General features: G+C 70.0%; 15 protein-coding genes. 5 read left to right on the top strand and 10 right to left on the bottom strand.

Annotated features, from left to right (window positions below; all coding sequences use genetic code 11):
* Positions 1-103 precede the first annotated feature (103 nt).
* On the top strand, positions 104-1,498 hold the full coding sequence (locus HW466_RS03235; RefSeq protein ID WP_151004194.1) for a sensor histidine kinase: 1,395 nt from the start codon (positions 104-106) through the stop codon (positions 1,496-1,498).
* A gap of 90 nt (positions 1,499-1,588) precedes the next feature.
* Here HW466_RS03235 and HW466_RS03230 read toward each other — a convergent pair whose 3' ends face one another.
* From HW466_RS03230 to HW466_RS03195, 8 genes are all read right to left on the bottom strand, one after another.
* Positions 1,589-2,455, bottom strand: coding sequence for an MOSC domain-containing protein (locus HW466_RS03230; RefSeq protein WP_151004178.1), 867 nt, complete (start codon positions 2,453-2,455; stop codon positions 1,589-1,591).
* A 105-nt stretch (positions 2,456-2,560) separates the two neighbouring features.
* Positions 2,561-3,520, bottom strand: a complete 960-nt coding sequence (locus HW466_RS03225; RefSeq protein WP_151004176.1) for an ABC transporter substrate-binding protein — start codon at positions 3,518-3,520, stop codon at positions 2,561-2,563.
* Positions 3,521-3,558: 38 nt separating this feature from the next.
* Positions 3,559-4,740, bottom strand: a complete 1,182-nt coding sequence (locus tag HW466_RS03220; RefSeq protein ID WP_174905402.1) for a c-type cytochrome — start codon at positions 4,738-4,740, stop codon at positions 3,559-3,561.
* A 50-nt stretch (positions 4,741-4,790) separates the two neighbouring features.
* Positions 4,791-5,615, bottom strand: a complete 825-nt coding sequence (locus tag HW466_RS03215) for an ABC transporter ATP-binding protein (protein ID WP_059541052.1) — start codon at positions 5,613-5,615, stop codon at positions 4,791-4,793.
* Positions 5,609-6,715 (bottom strand): ABC transporter permease, encoded by a 1,107-nt coding sequence (locus tag HW466_RS03210; RefSeq protein ID WP_060137151.1) that lies wholly within the window; start codon positions 6,713-6,715, stop codon positions 5,609-5,611. The genes HW466_RS03215 and HW466_RS03210 overlap by 7 nt, the downstream gene beginning before the upstream one ends.
* 4 nt (positions 6,716-6,719) lie before the next feature.
* Positions 6,720-7,754: an ABC transporter substrate-binding protein gene (locus tag HW466_RS03205; RefSeq protein ID WP_060024578.1), complete on the bottom strand. Its 1,035-nt coding sequence runs from the start codon at positions 7,752-7,754 to the stop codon at positions 6,720-6,722.
* A gap of 35 nt (positions 7,755-7,789) precedes the next feature.
* A complete protein-coding gene (locus HW466_RS03200) occupies positions 7,790-8,635 on the bottom strand; it encodes a class II aldolase/adducin family protein (RefSeq protein WP_059507332.1) in 846 nt (281 codons plus the stop codon).
* A gap of 20 nt (positions 8,636-8,655) precedes the next feature.
* A complete protein-coding gene (locus HW466_RS03195) occupies positions 8,656-9,741 on the bottom strand; it encodes an LLM class flavin-dependent oxidoreductase (protein WP_059450189.1) in 1,086 nt (361 codons plus the stop codon).
* A gap of 414 nt (positions 9,742-10,155) precedes the next feature.
* On the opposite strand from HW466_RS03195, the gene HW466_RS03190 reads away from it, so the two are divergent.
* Positions 10,156-11,484, top strand: a complete 1,329-nt coding sequence (locus tag HW466_RS03190) for an acyl-CoA dehydrogenase family protein (protein ID WP_174905401.1) — start codon at positions 10,156-10,158, stop codon at positions 11,482-11,484.
* A 64-nt stretch (positions 11,485-11,548) separates the two neighbouring features.
* On the opposite strand, the gene HW466_RS03185 is transcribed toward HW466_RS03190, so the two are convergent.
* Entirely contained in the window at positions 11,549-12,472 is a 924-nt protein-coding gene (locus HW466_RS03185) for a LysR family transcriptional regulator (protein WP_060346477.1), read from the bottom strand.
* Between the two features lie 74 nt (positions 12,473-12,546).
* Between HW466_RS03185 and HW466_RS03180 the strand changes: the two genes are divergently transcribed.
* Positions 12,547-13,113, top strand: coding sequence for a cysteine dioxygenase family protein (locus HW466_RS03180; protein ID WP_151006966.1), 567 nt, complete (start codon positions 12,547-12,549; stop codon positions 13,111-13,113).
* Between the two features lie 109 nt (positions 13,114-13,222).
* A complete protein-coding gene (locus HW466_RS03175; protein ID WP_174905400.1) occupies positions 13,223-14,848 on the top strand; it encodes a rhodanese-related sulfurtransferase in 1,626 nt (541 codons plus the stop codon).
* Positions 14,849-14,940: 92 nt separating this feature from the next.
* Here HW466_RS03175 and HW466_RS03170 read toward each other — a convergent pair whose 3' ends face one another.
* On the bottom strand, positions 14,941-16,086 hold the full coding sequence (locus tag HW466_RS03170; RefSeq protein WP_151007012.1) for a glycerophosphodiester phosphodiesterase: 1,146 nt from the start codon (positions 16,084-16,086) through the stop codon (positions 14,941-14,943).
* Between the two features lie 370 nt (positions 16,087-16,456).
* Here HW466_RS03170 and HW466_RS03165 point away from each other — a divergent pair, with 370 nt between their 5' ends.
* A complete protein-coding gene (locus tag HW466_RS03165) occupies positions 16,457-17,524 on the top strand; it encodes a phytoene/squalene synthase family protein (RefSeq protein ID WP_059869594.1) in 1,068 nt (355 codons plus the stop codon).
* The last annotated feature ends 381 nt before the right edge of the window (positions 17,525-17,905 follow it).

Below are 17,905 nucleotides of genomic sequence, written 5' to 3'. Positions count from 1 at the left end.
CGAGGCCGGAGCATTCGCCAAAGCGCCATCCCGGGCCGGCATGCCCGGTGCCCGCCGAGGGCGCGCGTGCCGCGCGTGCGGCGACGCGGCGGGGCACGCGATGATTCGCCGTCCGAACCTGCGCACGCAAGTTGCATTGTGGCTGTTGCTGCCGCTGCTCGGCCTGCTCGCGCTCGACTCGTGGCTCACGTACCAGCGCGCGATGAGCGCCGCGCACGTCGCGTTCGACCGCACGCTTTCGTCGTCGCTGAAGTCGATCCGCGAAGGCGTGCGGCTCAACGACGGTGAAATCGAGGTCGACCTGCCGTATCTCGCGCTCGAGATGTTCGAATCGGGCGACGGCGGCAAGATCTACTACCTGATCCGCGAGGACAACGGCCGCACGATCACCGGCTATCCGGACCTGCCGCTGCCGCCGGGCGACGGCGCGCTGTTCGTCACGCGCTACTACAACGTCGTCTATCGCGGCGAGCAGTTGCGCATGGCCGCGTTACGCGTGCCGGTGCACGACGTGCCGTCCGCGCAGACGCGCATCGTATGGGTGATGGTCGGCGAGACGATCGAGGGGCGCCAGGCGCTCGCGCGCGAAATCCTGGTGGGCTCGCTGTTGCAGGAAGGCCTGCTCGTCGTGCTCGCGCTCGGGATCGTGTGGCTCGGCGTCGGGCGCGGGCTGCGGCCGTTGAACCGGCTGTCCGCGAAGGTCGCCGCGCGCACCGAAGCCGATCCGACGCCGCTCGACACCGGCGGCATGCCGAGCGAGCTTGCGCCGCTCGTCGAGTCGATCAACCAGTACATCGGCCGCACGCAGCAGATGCAGCTCGCGCGCCGGCGCTTCTTCGCGGACGCGGCCCATCAGTTGAAGACACCGCTCGCGGCCGTGCAGGCCGGCGTCGAACTGGCGTTGCGGCCGGACGAGCAGCCGCGCGTGAACGTGCATCTGCGGCGCGTGAACGGCGCGGTGCGGCAGGCCGCGAAGATCGTCCAGCAGCTGTTGTCGCTGTCGCGGCTCGATTCGGACAGCGGCCATGCGGTCGCGCACCAGACTGTCGCGTTGCATCGGTTGGCGCGCAGCGTGACGCTCGACTGGTCGCCGGTGGCGCGGGCGCGCGACATCGATCTCGGCTTCGAGCACGAGGCCGACGTCGACGTACTCGGTCAGCCGGACCTGCTCGGCGAGATGATCGGCAACCTGATCGACAACGCGATCCGTTATTCGGGCGACCGTGCGGTGATCACGGTGCGCGTGTCGCGCGACGGCGAGCATGCGCGGCTCGACGTGATCGACAACGGCCCCGGCATCCCGGAAGCCGAGCGCGATGCGGTGTTCGAGCGCTTCCATCGCGGCAGCAAGACGCAGACGGTCGAAGGCACGGGGCTCGGGCTGTCGATCGTGCGGGAGATCGCGCGCGTGCACCACGGCAGCGTGACGCTGGCCGATGCGGCGGGCGGCGGGCTGGTCGTGACGGTCATGCTGCCGGCGGTTCGGTCGGCCCGATAGCAGCGGCGCGGCGATCGATGCGATTGAAGTGAACGGCGGCGGAGGGCGGCGACGGAAACGATACGCGTTGCGTCGCGCCCGCCCATCCGCTCAGTCGCCGAAGCCGATCTCCGCTTCGAGCGCTTGCCCGACCTCGAGCCACGCGCCCGCGCCTTCGACGACGATCGCGTTGATGCCGAACGTCAGCGCGCCGTCGTAGTTCGGATGTGCGCGATAGGTCTGCATCGTGTCGGTCGGCTCGTGCGGCCATTCGGGGTTCGGCGCGCCGGTGACCTGGTCGATGGTCGGCATCGGGCAGCGCGTGCACAGCTTCACGAGGCGCAACCGCACGGGCGTATCGCCTTCAACGTCGAGATGCTCGACGAAATCCTCTTCGTATGCACCGAGATCCGACACGACGATGTTCGGGCGGAAGCGGTTCATCGAAATCGCCGGCGCGCCTTTCGCAACGAGCTTCGCATTCAGGTCGTCGAGCGACGACTGGCCGATCACGAGCAGCGGATAGCCGTCCGCGAACTGCGTGTGCGTGTCGATGTCGCCGGTCCATTTGCGGTTGCAGCCGCGACGCGACTCGGCGCCGAAGCGCGCGAGCTTCAACGGCGTGCCGAGGAACTCGGTCAGCCATGCGGCCGTCTCGGCGCCCGTGTCGATCGCGTCGACGGTGTCGCGCCAGACGGTGGCGGCCATCTTCGGCGTGGCCGGTGTCGCATCGCCGTCGAGCGGCGTGCGGGTCTCGCGCATGCCCGGCGCGTTCAGCACGAGCGCATCGTGCTCGAGCGCCGTGCGGATCAGCGCGAGGCGCGGGTGCGTGCGCTGCGTGATCATCATCCCGTCCGGGGTGGTGATCAGCCAGTGGCGGTCGTATGCGAGGCCCGTTTCGAGCAGTTGCGCGCGCGACAGCGCGATGCCGGCGCAGGATTTGATCGGATAGACGAAGAGTTCGGAGATGGCTGGCATGACGCTGGCTGACAGGCGGGATGGTCGAACCGCGATTGTGCCAGATCGTGCGCCAGCCGTTTGGGCGGTTGCAAGCCATCGCGCCGCACCGCGCCGTGCGGCCGGTCACGCCAGCGGGAAGCCGAAGTCGAAGGTCGTGCGCACGTCGAGCGGCTGGCGCAGCAACCCGGCCTTCAGGTAGAAGTCGGCCGTGCGTTGTTGCGCGGCGATCACCGTCGCGTCGATCGGCTGCCAGCGCGTGTTGCGGCGCTCGAATTGCAGCCTGGCGGCCGCCGGCGGGATGCCGATGATGCGCGCGAGCGCCGCGGAATATGCGTCGACGTGGCGGTACGACCAGGCCTGCGCGCGCACGACGCGTTGCAGGAAGTCGCGCAGCACGTCCCGCTTCGATGCGATCGCCGCGTCGGTTGCCGCGACGTAGCTGAGGCCCGACCACAGGCCGCGGCCGTTGACGAGCACGCGTGCGCGGCCGCTCGTTTCGGCGAGCGCGGTATAGGGTTCCCAGGTCGCCCATGCATCGATCGAACCGGTTGCGAGCGCAAGCATCGTGTCGGCCGGCGGCAGGAAGCGGAACGATACGGCGTCGGGCGGCAGGCCCGCGGCGTCGAGCGCCTTCAGCGTGACGAAATGACCGATCGAGCCGCGCGTGGTGCCGATGCGCTTGCCTTTCAGGTCGGCCGCATCCTTCAGCGTCGCGTCGGGCCGCACGAGCACGGCGGTGCCGTACGGGTCGGACCGGTTCGCGCCGATCACCTTGATGCGCGCGCCCGATGCGAGCGCGAAGATCACCGGCGCGTCGCCGATCGGGCCGCAGTCGACGGCCGCCGCGTTCAGTGCTTCGGCCAGCGGCGCGGCGGCCGGGAATTCGGTCCACGTGATGTCGTACGTGAGACCGTTCAGTTCGCCGGCCGCTTCGAGCAGCGCGCGCAGCCCGCCTTTCTGGTCGCCGGCACGCAGCAGCGGGCGCGCAGCCGATTGCACGTGCAAGGCGATCGGCGCGACGGCGAGGGTGGTGGCGGCGAGGGCGCTCGCTTGCGCGAGGAAGTGGCGTCGGGTCGGATTCATCGTGAAGTTCGGTCGATCGGGGAAAGCGGTTCAGGGATTCAATGCGGGAGGCCGGCCTGTACGTCGCGCACGGGTTCGGCGTCCACGCGCAGCAGCAGCGCGGTCAGCGGATCGACGCTCGCGGGCGTGGCGGATCGCGGCGTGGTCGCATCCGAGCGGCACAACAGATCGTCGGCCGACCAGCCCGCGCTGCCCGGCAATGCGCGCGCCCGCAGCCAGCCGCGCCGGTCGGCAAGCAGCTGCGTGCCGCCGAACGTCTCGGGCGGCACGCCGGCGATGGTCGCGAACGCGTGCCATGCACCGGGCGTCGACGCGATGCAATTCGCGCGCGCGCCGGATGCCAGGGGCGCGTGCGTATCGTCGGCGGTGACCAGCAGCGTCTGCCAGCGCGGATCCTCGATCGGCGGCGCGCTGCCCGGTGCGAGCGCGACGATGCGCACGCGCTGGCCTTCGCGCCAGCGCTCGAGCGGCTGCGGCGCGGCGCTGCCGCAACGCACGTCGAGCACTGGCAGCGGAACGGGCACGGGCCACGCACCTTGCGCTTGCGCACCGCTGCCGGCCGACAGCGCCTTCAGGTAAGCGAGCACCGCCCACGTGTCGGCGGGGCCGAGCGTCGCGCCGAAGCCCGGCATCGACGATGCGCCGCGCGCGTCGCGGGTGCCGTGACGCACACGCCAGTACAGTTCGCCGTCGAGCCGGCGGGCGAGCAGCGTGCCCGCGAAGGTCGGCGGCCAATGCGCGATGGTCGCGGCGAGCGGCCCTTCGCCACGCCCGTCCGCGCCGTGACATGCCGCACAATGCCGCGCATACAGGTGCGCGCCGTGCATGACGTTCGCGACGGAAAGCGGCGCGGGATCGCGCTGGAAGCTGGTGGGCACAGCCCGTGCGAGCCACAACGACGCCGGTGGCCACGGTGCGAACCACGCGACGGCCAGCGCGGCGATCGCCGATGCCGCCCGCCACCTGCGCGACACGAGCGCGACGGAGCCGAGCGCCACGGCCAGCGCGCTCGCCGCGCACGCGAACGCAAGCTGTCGCGTGAGCGCCGCATCGATGCGCAGCGTTTCGAGCGCGATCCGGTGCGGCCAGGGCCACGCGGGTTGTCCGTCGGCATCGCCGGTCAGCCCGACCGCATGCAGCGCCCGGGCGAGCGCGATCTGCGCGCGATACAGCAGTTGCAGGAACAGGAGTGCCCAGTCGGCGAACGGCGGTGCGTTCATCTGCGCGGCCTTCGCCGTGCGCGGGCCGTGGTGCGGGCAGCACTCGGCATTTACCAGCTCGCGTCGAGTCCAAGATGCCGCAGCGCTTCGTGACGCAGCTCGGCGAGACGCGGATCGCCGCGATGGCGCGGATACGGCAGGTCGACATGCAGTTCCGCGACGATCCGTGCGGGCCGCGGCCCGAACACGATCACGCGCTGCGCGAGAAACAGCGCTTCCTCGACGTCGTGCGTGACGAGCAGCGCGGAGAATCCGTCGCGTTGCCACAGCGCGGTCAACTCGGCCTGCATCGTCAAGCGCGTGAGCGAATCGAGCTTGCCGAGCGGCTCGTCGAGAATCAGCAGGCGCGGATCGTTGACGAGCGCGCGGGCGAGCGCGACGCGCTGCGCCATCCCGCCAGACAGCTGATGCGGAAACACGTTCGCGAATTCCTGCAAGCCGACGCGCGCGAGCGCATCGTCGACGCGATGCTGCGCGGTGCGCGCCACGCCGCGCGCCTCGAGACCGAGCGCGACGTTCGCGCGCACGCGGCGCCACGGGTAGAGCGTCGGATCCTGGAACACGACGATGCGCGACGGGTCGGGCCGTTCGATCGGCACGCCATCCTGCGCGATCGCGCCTTGTCGCGCGGCGTCGAGGCCCGCGACGAGCCGCAGCAGTGTCGATTTCCCGCAGCCGCTCGGGCCGAGCAGCGCGACGAATTCGCCGGCCGCGACCGACAGCGTGACGTCGTCGAGCACCGGCAGCGGGCCGCCGGGGCCGTCGAACGCATGGCTCACGCGACGAATGTCGATGCGCGCGCCGCGCGCCTTCGCGAGATCGGGTATGGCGGGTGCCGCGGAGACGGGCGATTCGAGAACGGCGGCGCTTACCATTTGACGGTTCCTTTCTGCCACGCGAGCGCACGGTCGCGCACCGCGAACAGCAGCGCGATCAGCCCGGAAAACAGCAGCGCCATCACGATCAGCGCCGCATACATGTTCACGTACGATGCCCACCCCTGCGCCCAGCTCAGGTACCAGCCGAGGCCCGACTTGACGCCCATCATCTCGGCGACGACCAGCACCGTGAACGACGCGCTCAATCCCATGAAGATGCCGACGAACACGTGCGGCAGCGCGGCCGGAATCGCGACGCGCAACACCAGGAAGCGCGCGTTCGCGCCGAGCGTGCGCGCGACGTCGTAGTACTGCCGGTTCACGCTCGCGACGCCCGACCACGTCAGCACCGCGACCGGGAAGCCGGTCGACAGCGCGATCAGGAACGCGGCGGCCGAATAGCTCGTCGGGAAGAAGTAGAACGTGAGCGGCAGCAGCGCGGTGGCCGGCACCGGGCCGAGCACGCGCAGCACCGGATGCACCCAGTAGCCGATGCGGCGCGACCAGCCGATCGATACGCCCACCGCGAACCCGGCCGCGACGCCGCACGCGAACCCGAGCGAAAGCAGCTTCAGCGTATTGCCGGCGCTGCCGGCGAGGCGCGGCCAGTCGTCGACGTACACCTCGATCAATGCCTGCGGCGGCGCGAAGAACGGCGTCGGCAGCCAGCCGGTTTTCGCCGTGACGATTTCCCATGCGGCAAGCACGAGCGGCAGTGCGACGAGCCACGGGCCGGCCGGGCGCACGCGGGCCAGCCGCGCGCGCGAGGCCGGCACGCGGTGGCCGAGCGTCGCGGCGGCCAGCAGCAGCACGGCGATCGCCCACGCGGCGATGCCGAACGTGTCGGTGTACGCCCAGTCGGTGAAACCGACGACGCGGTTCGGCCACACGCGAGTCACCGCGCCGAGCGCGGCCCACGCGAGCGCCGCGACGATGCCGGTCGGCCAGGTACGGGCGCGGCGTGCTTCGGCTGCTGCGGTTGCGTCGCACCCCGCGCATGCGGGACGGGGAGGGGCGGCGACGGCGGAAGTCGCGGCGGCGGATTCGGTCCGTGCCGGTGCGGGGTGCGAAGCGCGTGCGTGCTCGATCGTCGACATCGCGTCACCCCAGCACGTTCGCATAGACCTGCTGCGCGAAGCGCTGCGGGTCGGTGCTCTTCTTCAGCACGCTGATCCGGCGGAAATCGTCCGCGTAGAACGCGATTTCCTGCTGCAGGTCGACGTTGGTCGGGTGGTGCGTATAGGTCAGCGTCGCGTAGAGCTTGCGCAGGTCGTCAGGATTGATCTTCGGCGAATACTTCGCGAACGCCTTCGCGGCTTCGTTCGGATTGTCGTGCGTGAACTCGGTGGCCTGCACGATCGAGCGCGCGAGTGCGGCTGCCGCCGGCCGGTCGTTGCGCACGAGGTCGCCGCGCGCACCGATCACGCAGCACACCTTGCGCGCGTATTCGCCGGACAGGTTCGTCGCGAGTTCCGTATACGCGCCGTTGCTGCGCTTCTCGAGCAGATAGAGGTTCGGGTCGCCGTCGGCGATCGCCTGGATCTCGCCCTTGTCGACCGCGACGCCGAGCAGGTCGGCCGGATACTGCCGCCAGGTGATGTCGCGCTCGGGATCGATGCCGTTCTTCGCGAGCAGGATCGAGAAGAAGTGCTTGCCCGGTGCCGCGAGATCGCTGACGCCGACCGTCTTGCCCTTGAGCGCCTGCAACGTCGTCACGCCGGCGGACTTCGCGCCGAGCAGCCGCACGCAGCCGCCATGCGAGCTGCCGATGATCTTCACGTCGAAGCCGGCCTCGAGCGGCTTCAGCCAGCGGTGGATCATCCCGACCGCCGCATCGGCCTTGCCGGTCGCGATCGATTCGAGCAACTGGTCGGTCGAGCCGCTGTAGTTGATCAGCTCGACCTTCAGCCCGTTCTTCTCGAAGAAGCCGTTCTCCTGCGCGACGACGATCGGCGTCAGGCAGAACGCATTCTGGTTCCACGCGAACGTGAGCTTCTTCAGCGGCGGCGCGGACCACGCTTTGCGGCCGAGCGTGATCGCCGGCGCGGTCAGCGCGGCGGCGCCGGCCGCGCGCAGCAGCCGGCGGCGCTTGTCGTCAGGGGCGCCGGTCGGCGCGGATGCGGTGGTGTCGGTCATCGTGTGGTCTCCGGTTCCGGTCGTGTGGCGGGCGCTCAGTCGAGCAGGTCGGGCTCGTCGGCGACGACGCTTGCGAACAGGCTGTCGAACGCGTGCAATGCACCGTCCGGGCCGCCGATCTGGCCGTGCGTGTGTCGGGCGGTCGCGTGATCGATCGGTTGCGGCGTGCCGGCCGCTTCGGCCAGCAACTGCGTGTGCGCGGCGTTGTCGAGCGCGATGTACCACCACGCGGCGGCTTCGACCGTCGGGCCGGCCGTCAGGATGCCGTGGTTCTTCAGGATCACGCCCTTGTGCGTGGTGCCGTCGGGTTTCGCGAGCGCGCCCGCGATCCGCGCGCCTTCGCTCGTGTCGACGACCATGCCGGTGAAGTCGTCGAACAGCGCGTGATCCTCGTAGAACACGCACGCGTCCTGCGTCAGCGGGTCGAGCGGGCGGCCGAGCGTCGACCACGCCTTGCCGTAGGTCGAATGCGTATGCGCGGCCGCGACGATGTGCGGATGCGCGTCGTGAATCGCCGCGTGGATCGCGAACGCGGCCTTGTTCAGCGGCCGGTTGCCGATCGCGGTTTCGCCGCGCGCGTTGACGAGCAGCAGGTCGGACACCCTGATCCGCGAGAAATGCACGCCGAGCGGATTCACCCAGAAGTGGTCCGGCAGTTCCGGGTCGCGCGCGGTGATGTGGCCGGCCAGACCCGACGCGAAGCCGAAGCGGGCGAACAGGCGGAACGCGGCCGCGAGCCGCTCCTGCCGGTGGCGACGCTCGGCGGCGACGTCGACGCGCGGCGCGGGCGGATCGAACCAGAAGTGCTGGCGCGGCGTGTCGGCGAGCACGAGGCCCGACGCGGTACGCGCGGGCGACGACGAAGACAGGACAGCGGACATGGTCGGCGTCTCCCTTTGCGTCAGGCCGCGCGGCGCGCGGCGTCGCGTGCCGCGACGGCGCTGCGCACGCGCGGGATCAGTTCGCGTCCGTAGTCGATCGCGTCTTCGAGCGGATCGAAGCCGCGAATCAGGAAGGTCGTCACGCCGAGGTCGTAGTAATCGAGCAGCGCGTCGGCGACCTGTTCGGGCGTGCCGACCAGCGCGGTCGAATTCGAGCGCGCGCCGGTGAGCTTCGCGATCTCGGTCCACAGCCGCTTGTCGACGCGCGAGCCGCGTTCGGCCGCGGCGAGCAGGCGCCGCGCGCCTTCGCTCTGCTGCGGGCCGCCAGTGCCGAGGCCGGCCGCTTCGCGCAGCCGGCGCGTTTCGTCGAGGATGCGGTGCGCGCGCGCCCATGCTTCGTCCTCGGTCGCCGCGAGGATCGGCCGGAACGACACGGAGAAGCGCACCTGCCGGCCGTGCTTCGCGGCTTCGGCGCGCACGCGGGTCGTCAGGTCGCGCACCTGGTCGAGCGATTCGCCCCACAGCGCGTAGACGTCCGCGTGCTTGCCGGCGACTTGCAGCGCCGCTTCCGACGCGCCGCCGAAGTAGATCGGCACGTGCGGCTGCTGGAGCGGCTTCACTTCGGAAAAGCCCTGCGTGAAGCGGTAGTGCGCGCCGTCGTGATCGAACGGCTGCGTTTCGGTCCAGATGCGGCGCAGGATGCCGAGATATTCGTCGGTGCGCGCGTAGCGTGCATCGTGGTCGAGGAAGTCGCCGTCGCGCTGCTGCTCGCTGTCCGAGCCGCCCGAGATGAAGTGCACGGCGAGCCGGCCGCGGCTGAACTGATCGAGCGTCGCGATCTGCCGTGCGGCGAGCGTCGGCGCGGTGAAGCCCGGCCGATGCGCGAGCATGAAGTGGATGCGCTCGGTCGCGGCGGCGGCGAACGCGATCGTCAGCGTCGCGGACGGGCCGGTCGAATGGTGCGGCACGAGGATCCGGTCGAAGCCGGCCGTTTCATGTGCGCGGGCAAAGTCGCGCACGTAGTCGGGATCGACGACGGGGCCGGTGGGCGGATGGATTTCCGACTGCTTCTGGCTCTGGATCATGCCGATGAATTCGACGCTCATCTGGGTCTCCGATGCAAGGACGGCCCCGCACGGCCGGCAACGGCCAGGGGCAGGAATGGAGCGCAGATTACCGCCAGGATCATGCGGAATGGAAATAATCAATCCCGAATTGAATATCAGATTTGCATGGTTTGGGCGCGCGGGCGTTGCGCATACGCTATGGGCTCGCGATGGAATGGAAGGGGCGCCGGACAGGTGCCGGGCGGCGCTTGCGCGCGCGGCACGTGCCGGATCGGCTTGCGTCGAACGCCGATGGAGGCGCACGGAGTCGCGTGCAAACGGCCGCGCACTCGCACGCGAGCGCGCAACCGATCGCCGTCGGCTTCATGCGCTGCCGCGCCATTCGCCAATCGATCTCCGCTATTACCGCGGTTACGTTACCCAGCTACCCAGTCACCGAGGGAACCCGTACCGATGTCCGCCAGCCTTGCCGCTTCCTCGCCGCGACCGCCGCAGTCGCTGCGCCACCTGCCTGCCGACGATGCGCGCGTCGCCGCGCTGCTCGAGCGTCTCGCGCCCGAACTCGCGGCCGACGCCGCCCGCAACGATGTCGACGGCCGCTTTCCGCACGAGAACTTCGCGCGGCTGCATCGCGCCGGGCTGATCGCGCAGGTCGTGCCGCGCGAGCATGGCGGCGCGGGCGCGACGCTCGCCCAGGCGAGCCGGATCGTCGCCGCCGTTGCGCGCGCCGATCCCGCGACCGCGCTGGTGCTGACGATGACGTATCTGCAGCATCGCGCGCTCGGCCGCCCGGACAACCGCTGGCCCGCGCGCGTGCGGCGTGCGGTGTTCGACAGTGCGGTCGCCGAGGGCGCGCTGATCAATGCGTTGCGCGTCGAACCGGCACTCGGCTCGCCGTCGCGCGGCGGTCTGCCCGAAACGATCGCGCGTCGCGACGGCGACGGCTGGCGACTGTCCGGCCACAAGCTGTACAGCACCGGCATTCCGGCGCTGCGCTGGCTCGCCGTGTGGGCGCGCACCGACGAACCCGAACCGCGTGTCGGTGTATTCCTCGTGCCGCGCGAGCGCGATGCGGATGACGACGCGGGCATCCGCGTGATCGAAAGCTGGAATCACCTGGGCCTGCGTGCATCGGGCAGCCACGAGGTCGTGTTCGACGACGTGCGGCTGCCCGCCGATCATGCGGTGGACGTGCGCGCCCCGGATGCGTGGGCCGTATCGGCCGCGAGCCATGCGGATGTCGACGCGCAAGCCGACAAGCAGGCGTGGATGGTCGCGTTGCTCGGCAGTCTCTACGATGCGGTGGCGCGCGCGTCGCGCGACTGGCTGCTCGAGTTCGCGACGACGCGCGTGCCGAGCGGGCTCGGTGCATCGCTCGCGACGCTGCCGCGCATCCAGGAGGCCGTCGGCGAGATCGAAGGGTGGTTGCATACGAATCGCGTGCTGCTCGACGAGCACATCGCGCGCACCGATGCGGGCGACGCGCCGACGGTGACGACGAGCGGCCTCGTCAAGCGGACCGTGACGGAACAGGCGATCCGCACGGTCGAACACGCATTGAAGCTGTCGGGCAATCACGGGCTGAGCCGCCACAACCCGCTCGAACGTTACTATCGCGACGTGCTGTGCAGTCGCGTGCATACGCCGCAGGACGACGCGATCGCGGTTGCCGCCGGGCGCGCGGCGCTCGACGCGGCGGCACGCAGCGCGACGACCAATGCGCAGGCCGGTGGAACCTACCGCAACTCACCGGCATCCGGCCGAAACGAAGACGATGCGTGAGCGCGGCCGTGTGGCAGTCGATGCAAGCGGGACGACGCCGTGCGGGCGTCGTCGCCGCGCGCGGTCAAGCGGCTTCGTCGTGTTCCGTCGCGTCGTCGGGCAGCGAGAACGCCGCGCGCGCATGCGCGGCCACGGCGGCGAGCGGCGCCGCGAAGCGCGCGGCGTCCTGCCGGCGCAGCAGCCACAGATCGATCCGAGGCTTGAAATCGGCGAGCGGCACGATGTCCACCGCGTCGCGCAGCGGGCTGCCTTCGACGAGCGGCAGCGGCATCAGCCCGATGCCGAACCCGTTCGCGACGCTCTGCAATTGCAGGTCGCGGCCATAGGTATCGAGCGCGACCGGCATCGGCAGCCGTTGCGCGTCGAGCGCGCGGCGCAGGCCCGCGCGAAAGCCGCAGCCGTCGGGATTGAGCACCCAGCCGCGCGCGTGACAGTCGGCGAGCCGGTAGCTGCGGCGCGGCCAGTCGCCCTTGCGGCCGACCGCGACGAGCCGCGTGGCCAGCAGCCGCTCGCCGTCGACCTGCGGCGGCAAGCGCATCTCGCGGGCCAGAAACACCAGCGCCGCGTCGAGTTCGCGGCGCGCGATGCGCTCGACGAGCATGCCGCCCCAGGCCGTCGTGACCTGCGTGGCGAGCGCCGGCCATTGCGCGCCGATCCGCGCGATCAGCCCGGGAAGCATCAGTTCGCCGAGCCCTTGCGTGAGGCCGATGCGGAATTCGCCCGCGGGCGGCCGCTGGCCGGCCGTGAGTTCGCGCAGCACATCGACCTCGCGCAGGATTGCGCGGCATTGCTCGAACACCCGCAGGCCGATGTCGGTCGGCCGCGGCGGCTTCGTGTTGCGGTCGAGCAGCGTCACGCCGAGCGCTTCCTCGAGATTCTGCACGCGCCGCGTGATCGCCGGCTGCGTCATCCCGAGCTCGGCCGCGGCCTGGCTCAGCGTCTGGCAGCGGACGACCGCCGCAAAAGCGTCGATATCGCTAATTTTCATGTTTGTTCTGCATGGTATTTCGGGTGCATCATGACGATTCATCATATTCGGCATCATATTCGAGGAGACAGCCGGTGAGTACGCTTTCGTTGCATCAGACACCGCTGCGTCCGTTCGTCGACAGGCTGGGCGCGCTGCTCGCATCCGGCGCGGACGAGGCGCGCATCCTGGACGAGGGCGGCGCGCTGCTGGCCGAGCTGGTCGCGCACGACGACTGGCTGCCCGACGCGTTCGCGCAGCCCGATCCGGCGCGCTACCGCCAGTACCTGCTGTATCTCGATCCCGACGAGCGGTTCTCCGTCGTCAGCTTCGTGTGGGGGCCCGGCCAGACGACGCCGATCCATAACCACACGGTGTGGGGGCTGATCGGGATGCTGCGCGGCGGCGAGTTCTCGCAGCCGTACCGGTTCGACGCGGCGGGCCGGCCGGTGCCGTCGGGCGATGCGGTGGGGCTTCAGCCGGGAGACGTCGAGGCCGTGTCGCCGCGCATCGGGGACGTCCATCGCGTGACCAACGCGTTCGCCGATCGGGTATCGATCAGCATCCATGTGTACGGCGCGGACATCGGCAAGGTCGAGCGAGCGGTGTTCCTCGACGACGGCACTGTGAAGCCGTTCGTGTCCGGCTATTCGAACGCGTGACGCTGCAAGTCGCGGGCGGCCCGTTTCGGGCGTGCGCCCGCAGGCGCGAGATTCATCCGTTTTTCGTTCGTTTTCTTCACCGACTGCAACAGAATCCACTACCGACATCGTGACGCAATCCGTCGATTCCACTTCCCGTTTCCCCGTCGCGTCGTATCAGGACGTACGCGCACGCCTGCTGGCCCGCGACGAGCTCGCGCTGATCGACGTGCGCGAGGAAGATCCCTACGCGCAGGGCCATCCGCTGTGGGCCGCCAATTTCCCGTTGTCGAAGCTCGAACTCGACGCGTGGACGCGCATTCCGCGCCGCGACACGCCGATCGTCGTGTACGGCGAAGCGGGCGGCGAGGATCTCGCGCCGCGCGCGGCCGCGAAACTCGCGCAGCTCGGCTACACCGACGTGCGGCTGCTCGACGGCGGTCTCGCGGGCTGGCTCGCCGCGGGCGGCGAGCTGTTCATCGACGTGAACGTGCCGAGCAAGTCGTTCGGCGAATGGGTCGAGGCCGAGCGTCATACGCCGTCGCTGTCCGCGCAGGAAGTGCAGGCGCTGATCGACGAGAAGGCCGACGTCGTGATCGTCGACGCGCGCCGCTTCGACGAGTACCAGACGATGAACATCCCGACGTCGACCAGCGTGCCGGGCGCGGAACTCGTGCTGCGCGTGCGCGCGCTCGCACCGAACCCGGCAACCCGGGTCGTCGTGAACTGCGCGGGCCGCACGCGCAGCATCATCGGCACGCAGTCGCTCGTGAATGCGGGGCTGCCGAACCCGGTCGCGGCCCTGCGCAACGGCACGATCGGCTGGACGCTCGCCGGCCAGGCGCTCGAACACGGCGCCGCGCGACGCTTCCCGGACGACATCGAACCCGCGCAGCGCGAGGAAGCCCGCCGCGCCGCGCGCGCGGTGGCCGAGCGCGCCGGCGTGCCGCGCATCGCGCTCGCGGACGTCGCGGCGCTCGACGAGCCGGGCCGCACGCTGTACCGCTTCGACGTGCGCACGCCGGAGGAATACGGGGCCGGCCATCTGCCGGGTTTCCTGGGCACGCCCGGTGGCCAGCTCGTGCAGGAGACCGACCATCACGCGCCCGTGCGCGGCGCGCGCATCGTGCTCGCCGACGACGACGGCGTGCGCGCGGACATGACCGCGTCGTGGCTCGCGCAGATGGGCTGGGACGTGCGTGTGATCGAGCCGGCCGGCACGGCGGCCTTCACCGAGCGCGGTCAACCGCCCCGCGACGTGCCGGCGCCGCCGCAGGTGGACGAGGTGTCGCCCGCGACGCTCGCGGGCTGGCTGAAGGAGGCGGCCGAGGGCGAGGTCGCGATCGTCGACGTGACGACCAGCGCGAACTACGTGAAGCGGCATATTCCCGGCGCGTGGTTCGTCGTGCGCGCGCAGTTGCGCGACGCGCTCGCCGCGATTCCGCCCGCGACGCGCTATGTGTTCACGTGTGGATCGAGCCTGCTCGCGCGCTTCGCGGCGGATGACGCGCGCGCGCTGCTGCCGGCCGGCGCGGCGATCTCGGTGCTGACCGGCGGCACGGCCGCGTGGATCGACGCGGGGCTGCCGCTCGAGCACGGCGACACGCATCTGGCGTCGCCGCGCATCGACCGCTACCGGCGCCCGTATGAAGGCACCGACAACGCCGCCGCTGCGATGCAGGCGTATCTCGACTGGGAATACGGATTGGTCGACCAGTTGAAGCGCGACGGCACGCACCACTTCCGCGTGATCTGACCGCGACGCGGCAACCGGTGTGCGGCACGACATGCATCGCGCCCGGTTGCCGCACGTTCAGCGGCGCATCGCATGCATCGCGCCCGGCACGCTCAGCGCTTGAACGTATCGACGGCTGCGCGGCCGACGGCCGGATCGTCGGTGAAGAAGCCGTCGATGCCCGCGCGCAGGTATGCGTGGATCTCGCGCACCGAGCCCGCGGTGTTGCGCGTGGCCGGCGTGCCGCCGTCCTTCAGCGACGCGGGCAGGAAGTTGTTCTCCGGGCGGAACGTGTACGGATGCACGACGAGGCCGGCCTCGTGCGCGTAGCGCACGTACGGCGTCGGCTGCTGCAGCGTGCCGTCCGCCGCCACGGCGATGATCGACGTCTTGTACGGGCCGACACCGTTCGCATAGGTCGCGATCTCGCGCATTCCGTCGCGCGTCGACAGGTCGCCGTAGGTGCGCTTGTCGTTCGCCTTCACGAAGTCGTACGGGCGCTGGCCGGCTTCGTCCATCAACTGCACGAGCTTCCAGTTCGGCTGGCTCGACTTGATCCGGTTGCGGATCGCCTTCAGGTTCGCGACCTCGAACGACTGGATGTAGACGGTCGCCGTGCGCGCCGTGTACGGATCCTTCAGCAGTGCATCGACGAGCCGGTCCTCGAGCGGCAGGCCGATCGACTGGAAGTAGGTCGGGTGCTTCGTTTCCGGATACAGGTGGATCGTGCGGCCGGTCTGCGCGGACATCTGTTTCGCGAGCGCGACGATCTCGTCGAAGGTCGGGATCTCGAACTGATCGTCGTATGCGGTGTTCGCCGGGCGCACTTGCGGAATGCGCTCGCGCGCACGCAGCGTTTTCAACTCGGCGAGCGTGAAGTCCTCGGCGAACCAGCCGGTCAGCTGCGCGCCGTCGATCGTCTTGGTCGCCTTGCGGCTCGCGAATTGCGGCAGCGTCGACACGTTCGTCGTGCCGGAGATTTCATTCTCGTGGCGCGCGACGAGCACGCCGTCGCGGGTCGAGACGAGGTCGGGCTCGATCACGTCCGCGCCGTCCTCGATCGCCTTGCGGTACGACGCGAGCGTGTGCTCGGGGCGCAGCGCGCTCGCGCCGCGATGGCCGACCACCTGGACCTTCGCGGAAATCGGCTGCGTCGGATCGGATGCCGACACGTCGTCGCCGCCACAGGCGGCGAGCAGGAGGGCGGCGGCACAGGCGAACGGGATGCAGCGCAGGGCGGTCGGGCGCGTGAAGAGCATGTCGGAAACCTTCGAAACGGAAGTCGGTGAAAGGGCGGTCGTTCCGGCGATGCGGCCTGCGTCGGCGAGCCGCGCGGAGTCGAACGGGACGCGATCGTCGCATCGGATAATTACATATGTATTACTCGCGCCTTTCTTTTTTGTTGCCGCGCAAGGCGCACGGGACGGCCCGAAGGTGCGATCGCGTGCGGGGCGCGATCCGGCCGTCGCCGGGAGCCGGCGCGCCGGATGCACTAAACTTGCGGGACTTTTGCATCGCCGCGTCGGGCCGCCGCCCGTCCGCGCGCGCCGATGCGGCGACTCGCGGGCCGGCGCGGGCGCCCGGCGCCCGTGTGCGTCCGGCCCCGCGCCGGCCGATTTTTACCGACCCATGACGACTCATACCGATCCCGCCTACCTGCTCGGCGACCTGCTGAAGAACGTTTCCCGCTCCTTCTACCTGACGTTGCGCGTGCTGCCCGACGGCATGCGCGCGCCGGTCGGCCTGGCCTATCTGCTCGCGCGCGCGGCCGACACGATCGCCGATACGGCGCTCGTCGCGCCCGATCGCCGCGCGGCGCTGCTGACCGACCTGCGCAACGACGTCGAGCGGCTCGGCGACGGCGCGGCCCTGTCGCGTGCGCTGGAGGATGTGACGCGGATGCAGACGGATTCGCACGAGCACGTGCTGCTCGGCTCGATGCGGCCGATGCTCGCGCTGCTGCGCGCGCAGCCGGAGGCCGATCGCGCGTCGATCCGCAAGGTCGTCGCGACGCTGACGTCGGGAATGGAATTCGATCTGCGCACGTTCCCCGACGAGCAGTCGGGCGAGGTCGCATCGCTGCCGGCCCGCGACGTGCTCGATCGCTACACGTATCTGGTCGCCGGCTGCGTCGGCGAATTCTGGACCGACATGACCGGCGCGCACACGCGCGCCGCGCGCGGCTGGGACCTGGCCGACATGCGCGAGAAGGGCATTCGTTTCGGCAAGGCGCTGCAGATGACCAACATCCTGCGCGACTGCGCGAAGGACTTGCGGATCGGCCGCTGCTACCTGCCCGACGACGTGCTGGCCGCACACGGCGTGGGCGTTGCCGATCTGATGTCGCCCGACGCATCGATGCGTGCGCGCGGCGTGCTGGTCGACCTGCTGCGCGTGACGCTCGATCAGTATCGCGACGCATGCCGGTACACGCTGGCGATTCCGCGCCGCTTCGTGCGCCTGCGGCTGGCGTGCCTGTGGCCGATCATGATCGGCCTCGAAACGCTCGAACTGCTGGCCGGCCATGATGCGTGGCTCGATCCGGCGAGGCCGGCGAAGGTGCCGCGCAAGCGGATCTATCGGATCATGGCGTCGTCGCTCGCGCTCGTCGGCTCGAACGCGGCGATCCGTGCGCGCATGAACGCGCTCGTCGACGCGGTGAACGCGCGGATCGAGCCGCAGCCGTCCGCGCGCTGAATCGCGCTGAACGATGCCGGCGCGCCATGCGCGGGCATCGCTCCTCGGCCCGCGTTCGCCGGGCCGCTCCCGTCTTCCCGTCTGATTCTCGCCACACGCACTGAAACGTTTTCATGATTTCGTTTCCCGAAACGTGGGTGTCATGAACGTCAGCGATCCTGCGCGGCGACGTGAAGCGCGGTACGTTCCGCGCTCGCGTATTTGTAAGAAGGTTGTCGCCGAAGGCGTCTGACGACATTGAACGGTCGCGATGCACCAGTAAAAATGTAAAGCTAGGGTTTTCACCGGGAAATGCCGGAGAGGCCCGCCGTGCAAGCGTTTTCAGGTGTTATGTAACCGTTTGGTGAACCCCCGCGTTGCGTCGATCATACGATGACCGAC

Origin of the sequence: Burkholderia territorii (assembly GCF_902833055.1) — a bacterium.
Taxonomy (GTDB): domain Bacteria; phylum Pseudomonadota; class Gammaproteobacteria; order Burkholderiales; family Burkholderiaceae; genus Burkholderia; species Burkholderia territorii.
The sequence above is the reverse complement of the archived record's forward strand: the minus strand, read 5'-3'. Positions and strand labels throughout refer to the sequence as shown.

What these genes read in the sequence shown, in the direction of transcription:
- HW466_RS03230 (WP_151004178.1), bottom strand. Translation starts at nt 2,455, where the DNA reads ATGCCAGCCATCTCCGAACTCTTCGTCTATCCGATCAAATCCTGCGCC.
- HW466_RS03225 (WP_151004176.1), bottom strand. Translation starts at nt 3,520, where the DNA reads ATGAATCCGACCCGACGCCACTTCCTCGCGCAAGCGAGCGCCCTCGCC.
- HW466_RS03220 (WP_174905402.1), bottom strand. Translation starts at nt 4,740, where the DNA reads ATGAACGCACCGCCGTTCGCCGACTGGGCACTCCTGTTCCTGCAACTG.
- HW466_RS03215 (WP_059541052.1), bottom strand. Translation starts at nt 5,615, where the DNA reads ATGGTAAGCGCCGCCGTTCTCGAATCGCCCGTCTCCGCGGCACCCGCC.
- HW466_RS03210 (WP_060137151.1), bottom strand. Translation starts at nt 6,715, where the DNA reads ATGTCGACGATCGAGCACGCACGCGCTTCGCACCCCGCACCGGCACGG.
- HW466_RS03205 (WP_060024578.1), bottom strand. Translation starts at nt 7,754, where the DNA reads ATGACCGACACCACCGCATCCGCGCCGACCGGCGCCCCTGACGACAAG.
- HW466_RS03200 (WP_059507332.1), bottom strand. Translation starts at nt 8,635, where the DNA reads ATGTCCGCTGTCCTGTCTTCGTCGTCGCCCGCGCGTACCGCGTCGGGC.
- HW466_RS03195 (WP_059450189.1), bottom strand. Translation starts at nt 9,741, where the DNA reads ATGAGCGTCGAATTCATCGGCATGATCCAGAGCCAGAAGCAGTCGGAA.
- HW466_RS03190 (WP_174905401.1), top strand. Translation starts at nt 10,156, where the DNA reads ATGTCCGCCAGCCTTGCCGCTTCCTCGCCGCGACCGCCGCAGTCGCTG.
- HW466_RS03185 (WP_060346477.1), bottom strand. Translation starts at nt 12,472, where the DNA reads ATGAAAATTAGCGATATCGACGCTTTTGCGGCGGTCGTCCGCTGCCAG.
- HW466_RS03170 (WP_151007012.1), bottom strand. Translation starts at nt 16,086, where the DNA reads ATGCTCTTCACGCGCCCGACCGCCCTGCGCTGCATCCCGTTCGCCTGT.
- HW466_RS03165 (WP_059869594.1), top strand. Translation starts at nt 16,457, where the DNA reads ATGACGACTCATACCGATCCCGCCTACCTGCTCGGCGACCTGCTGAAG.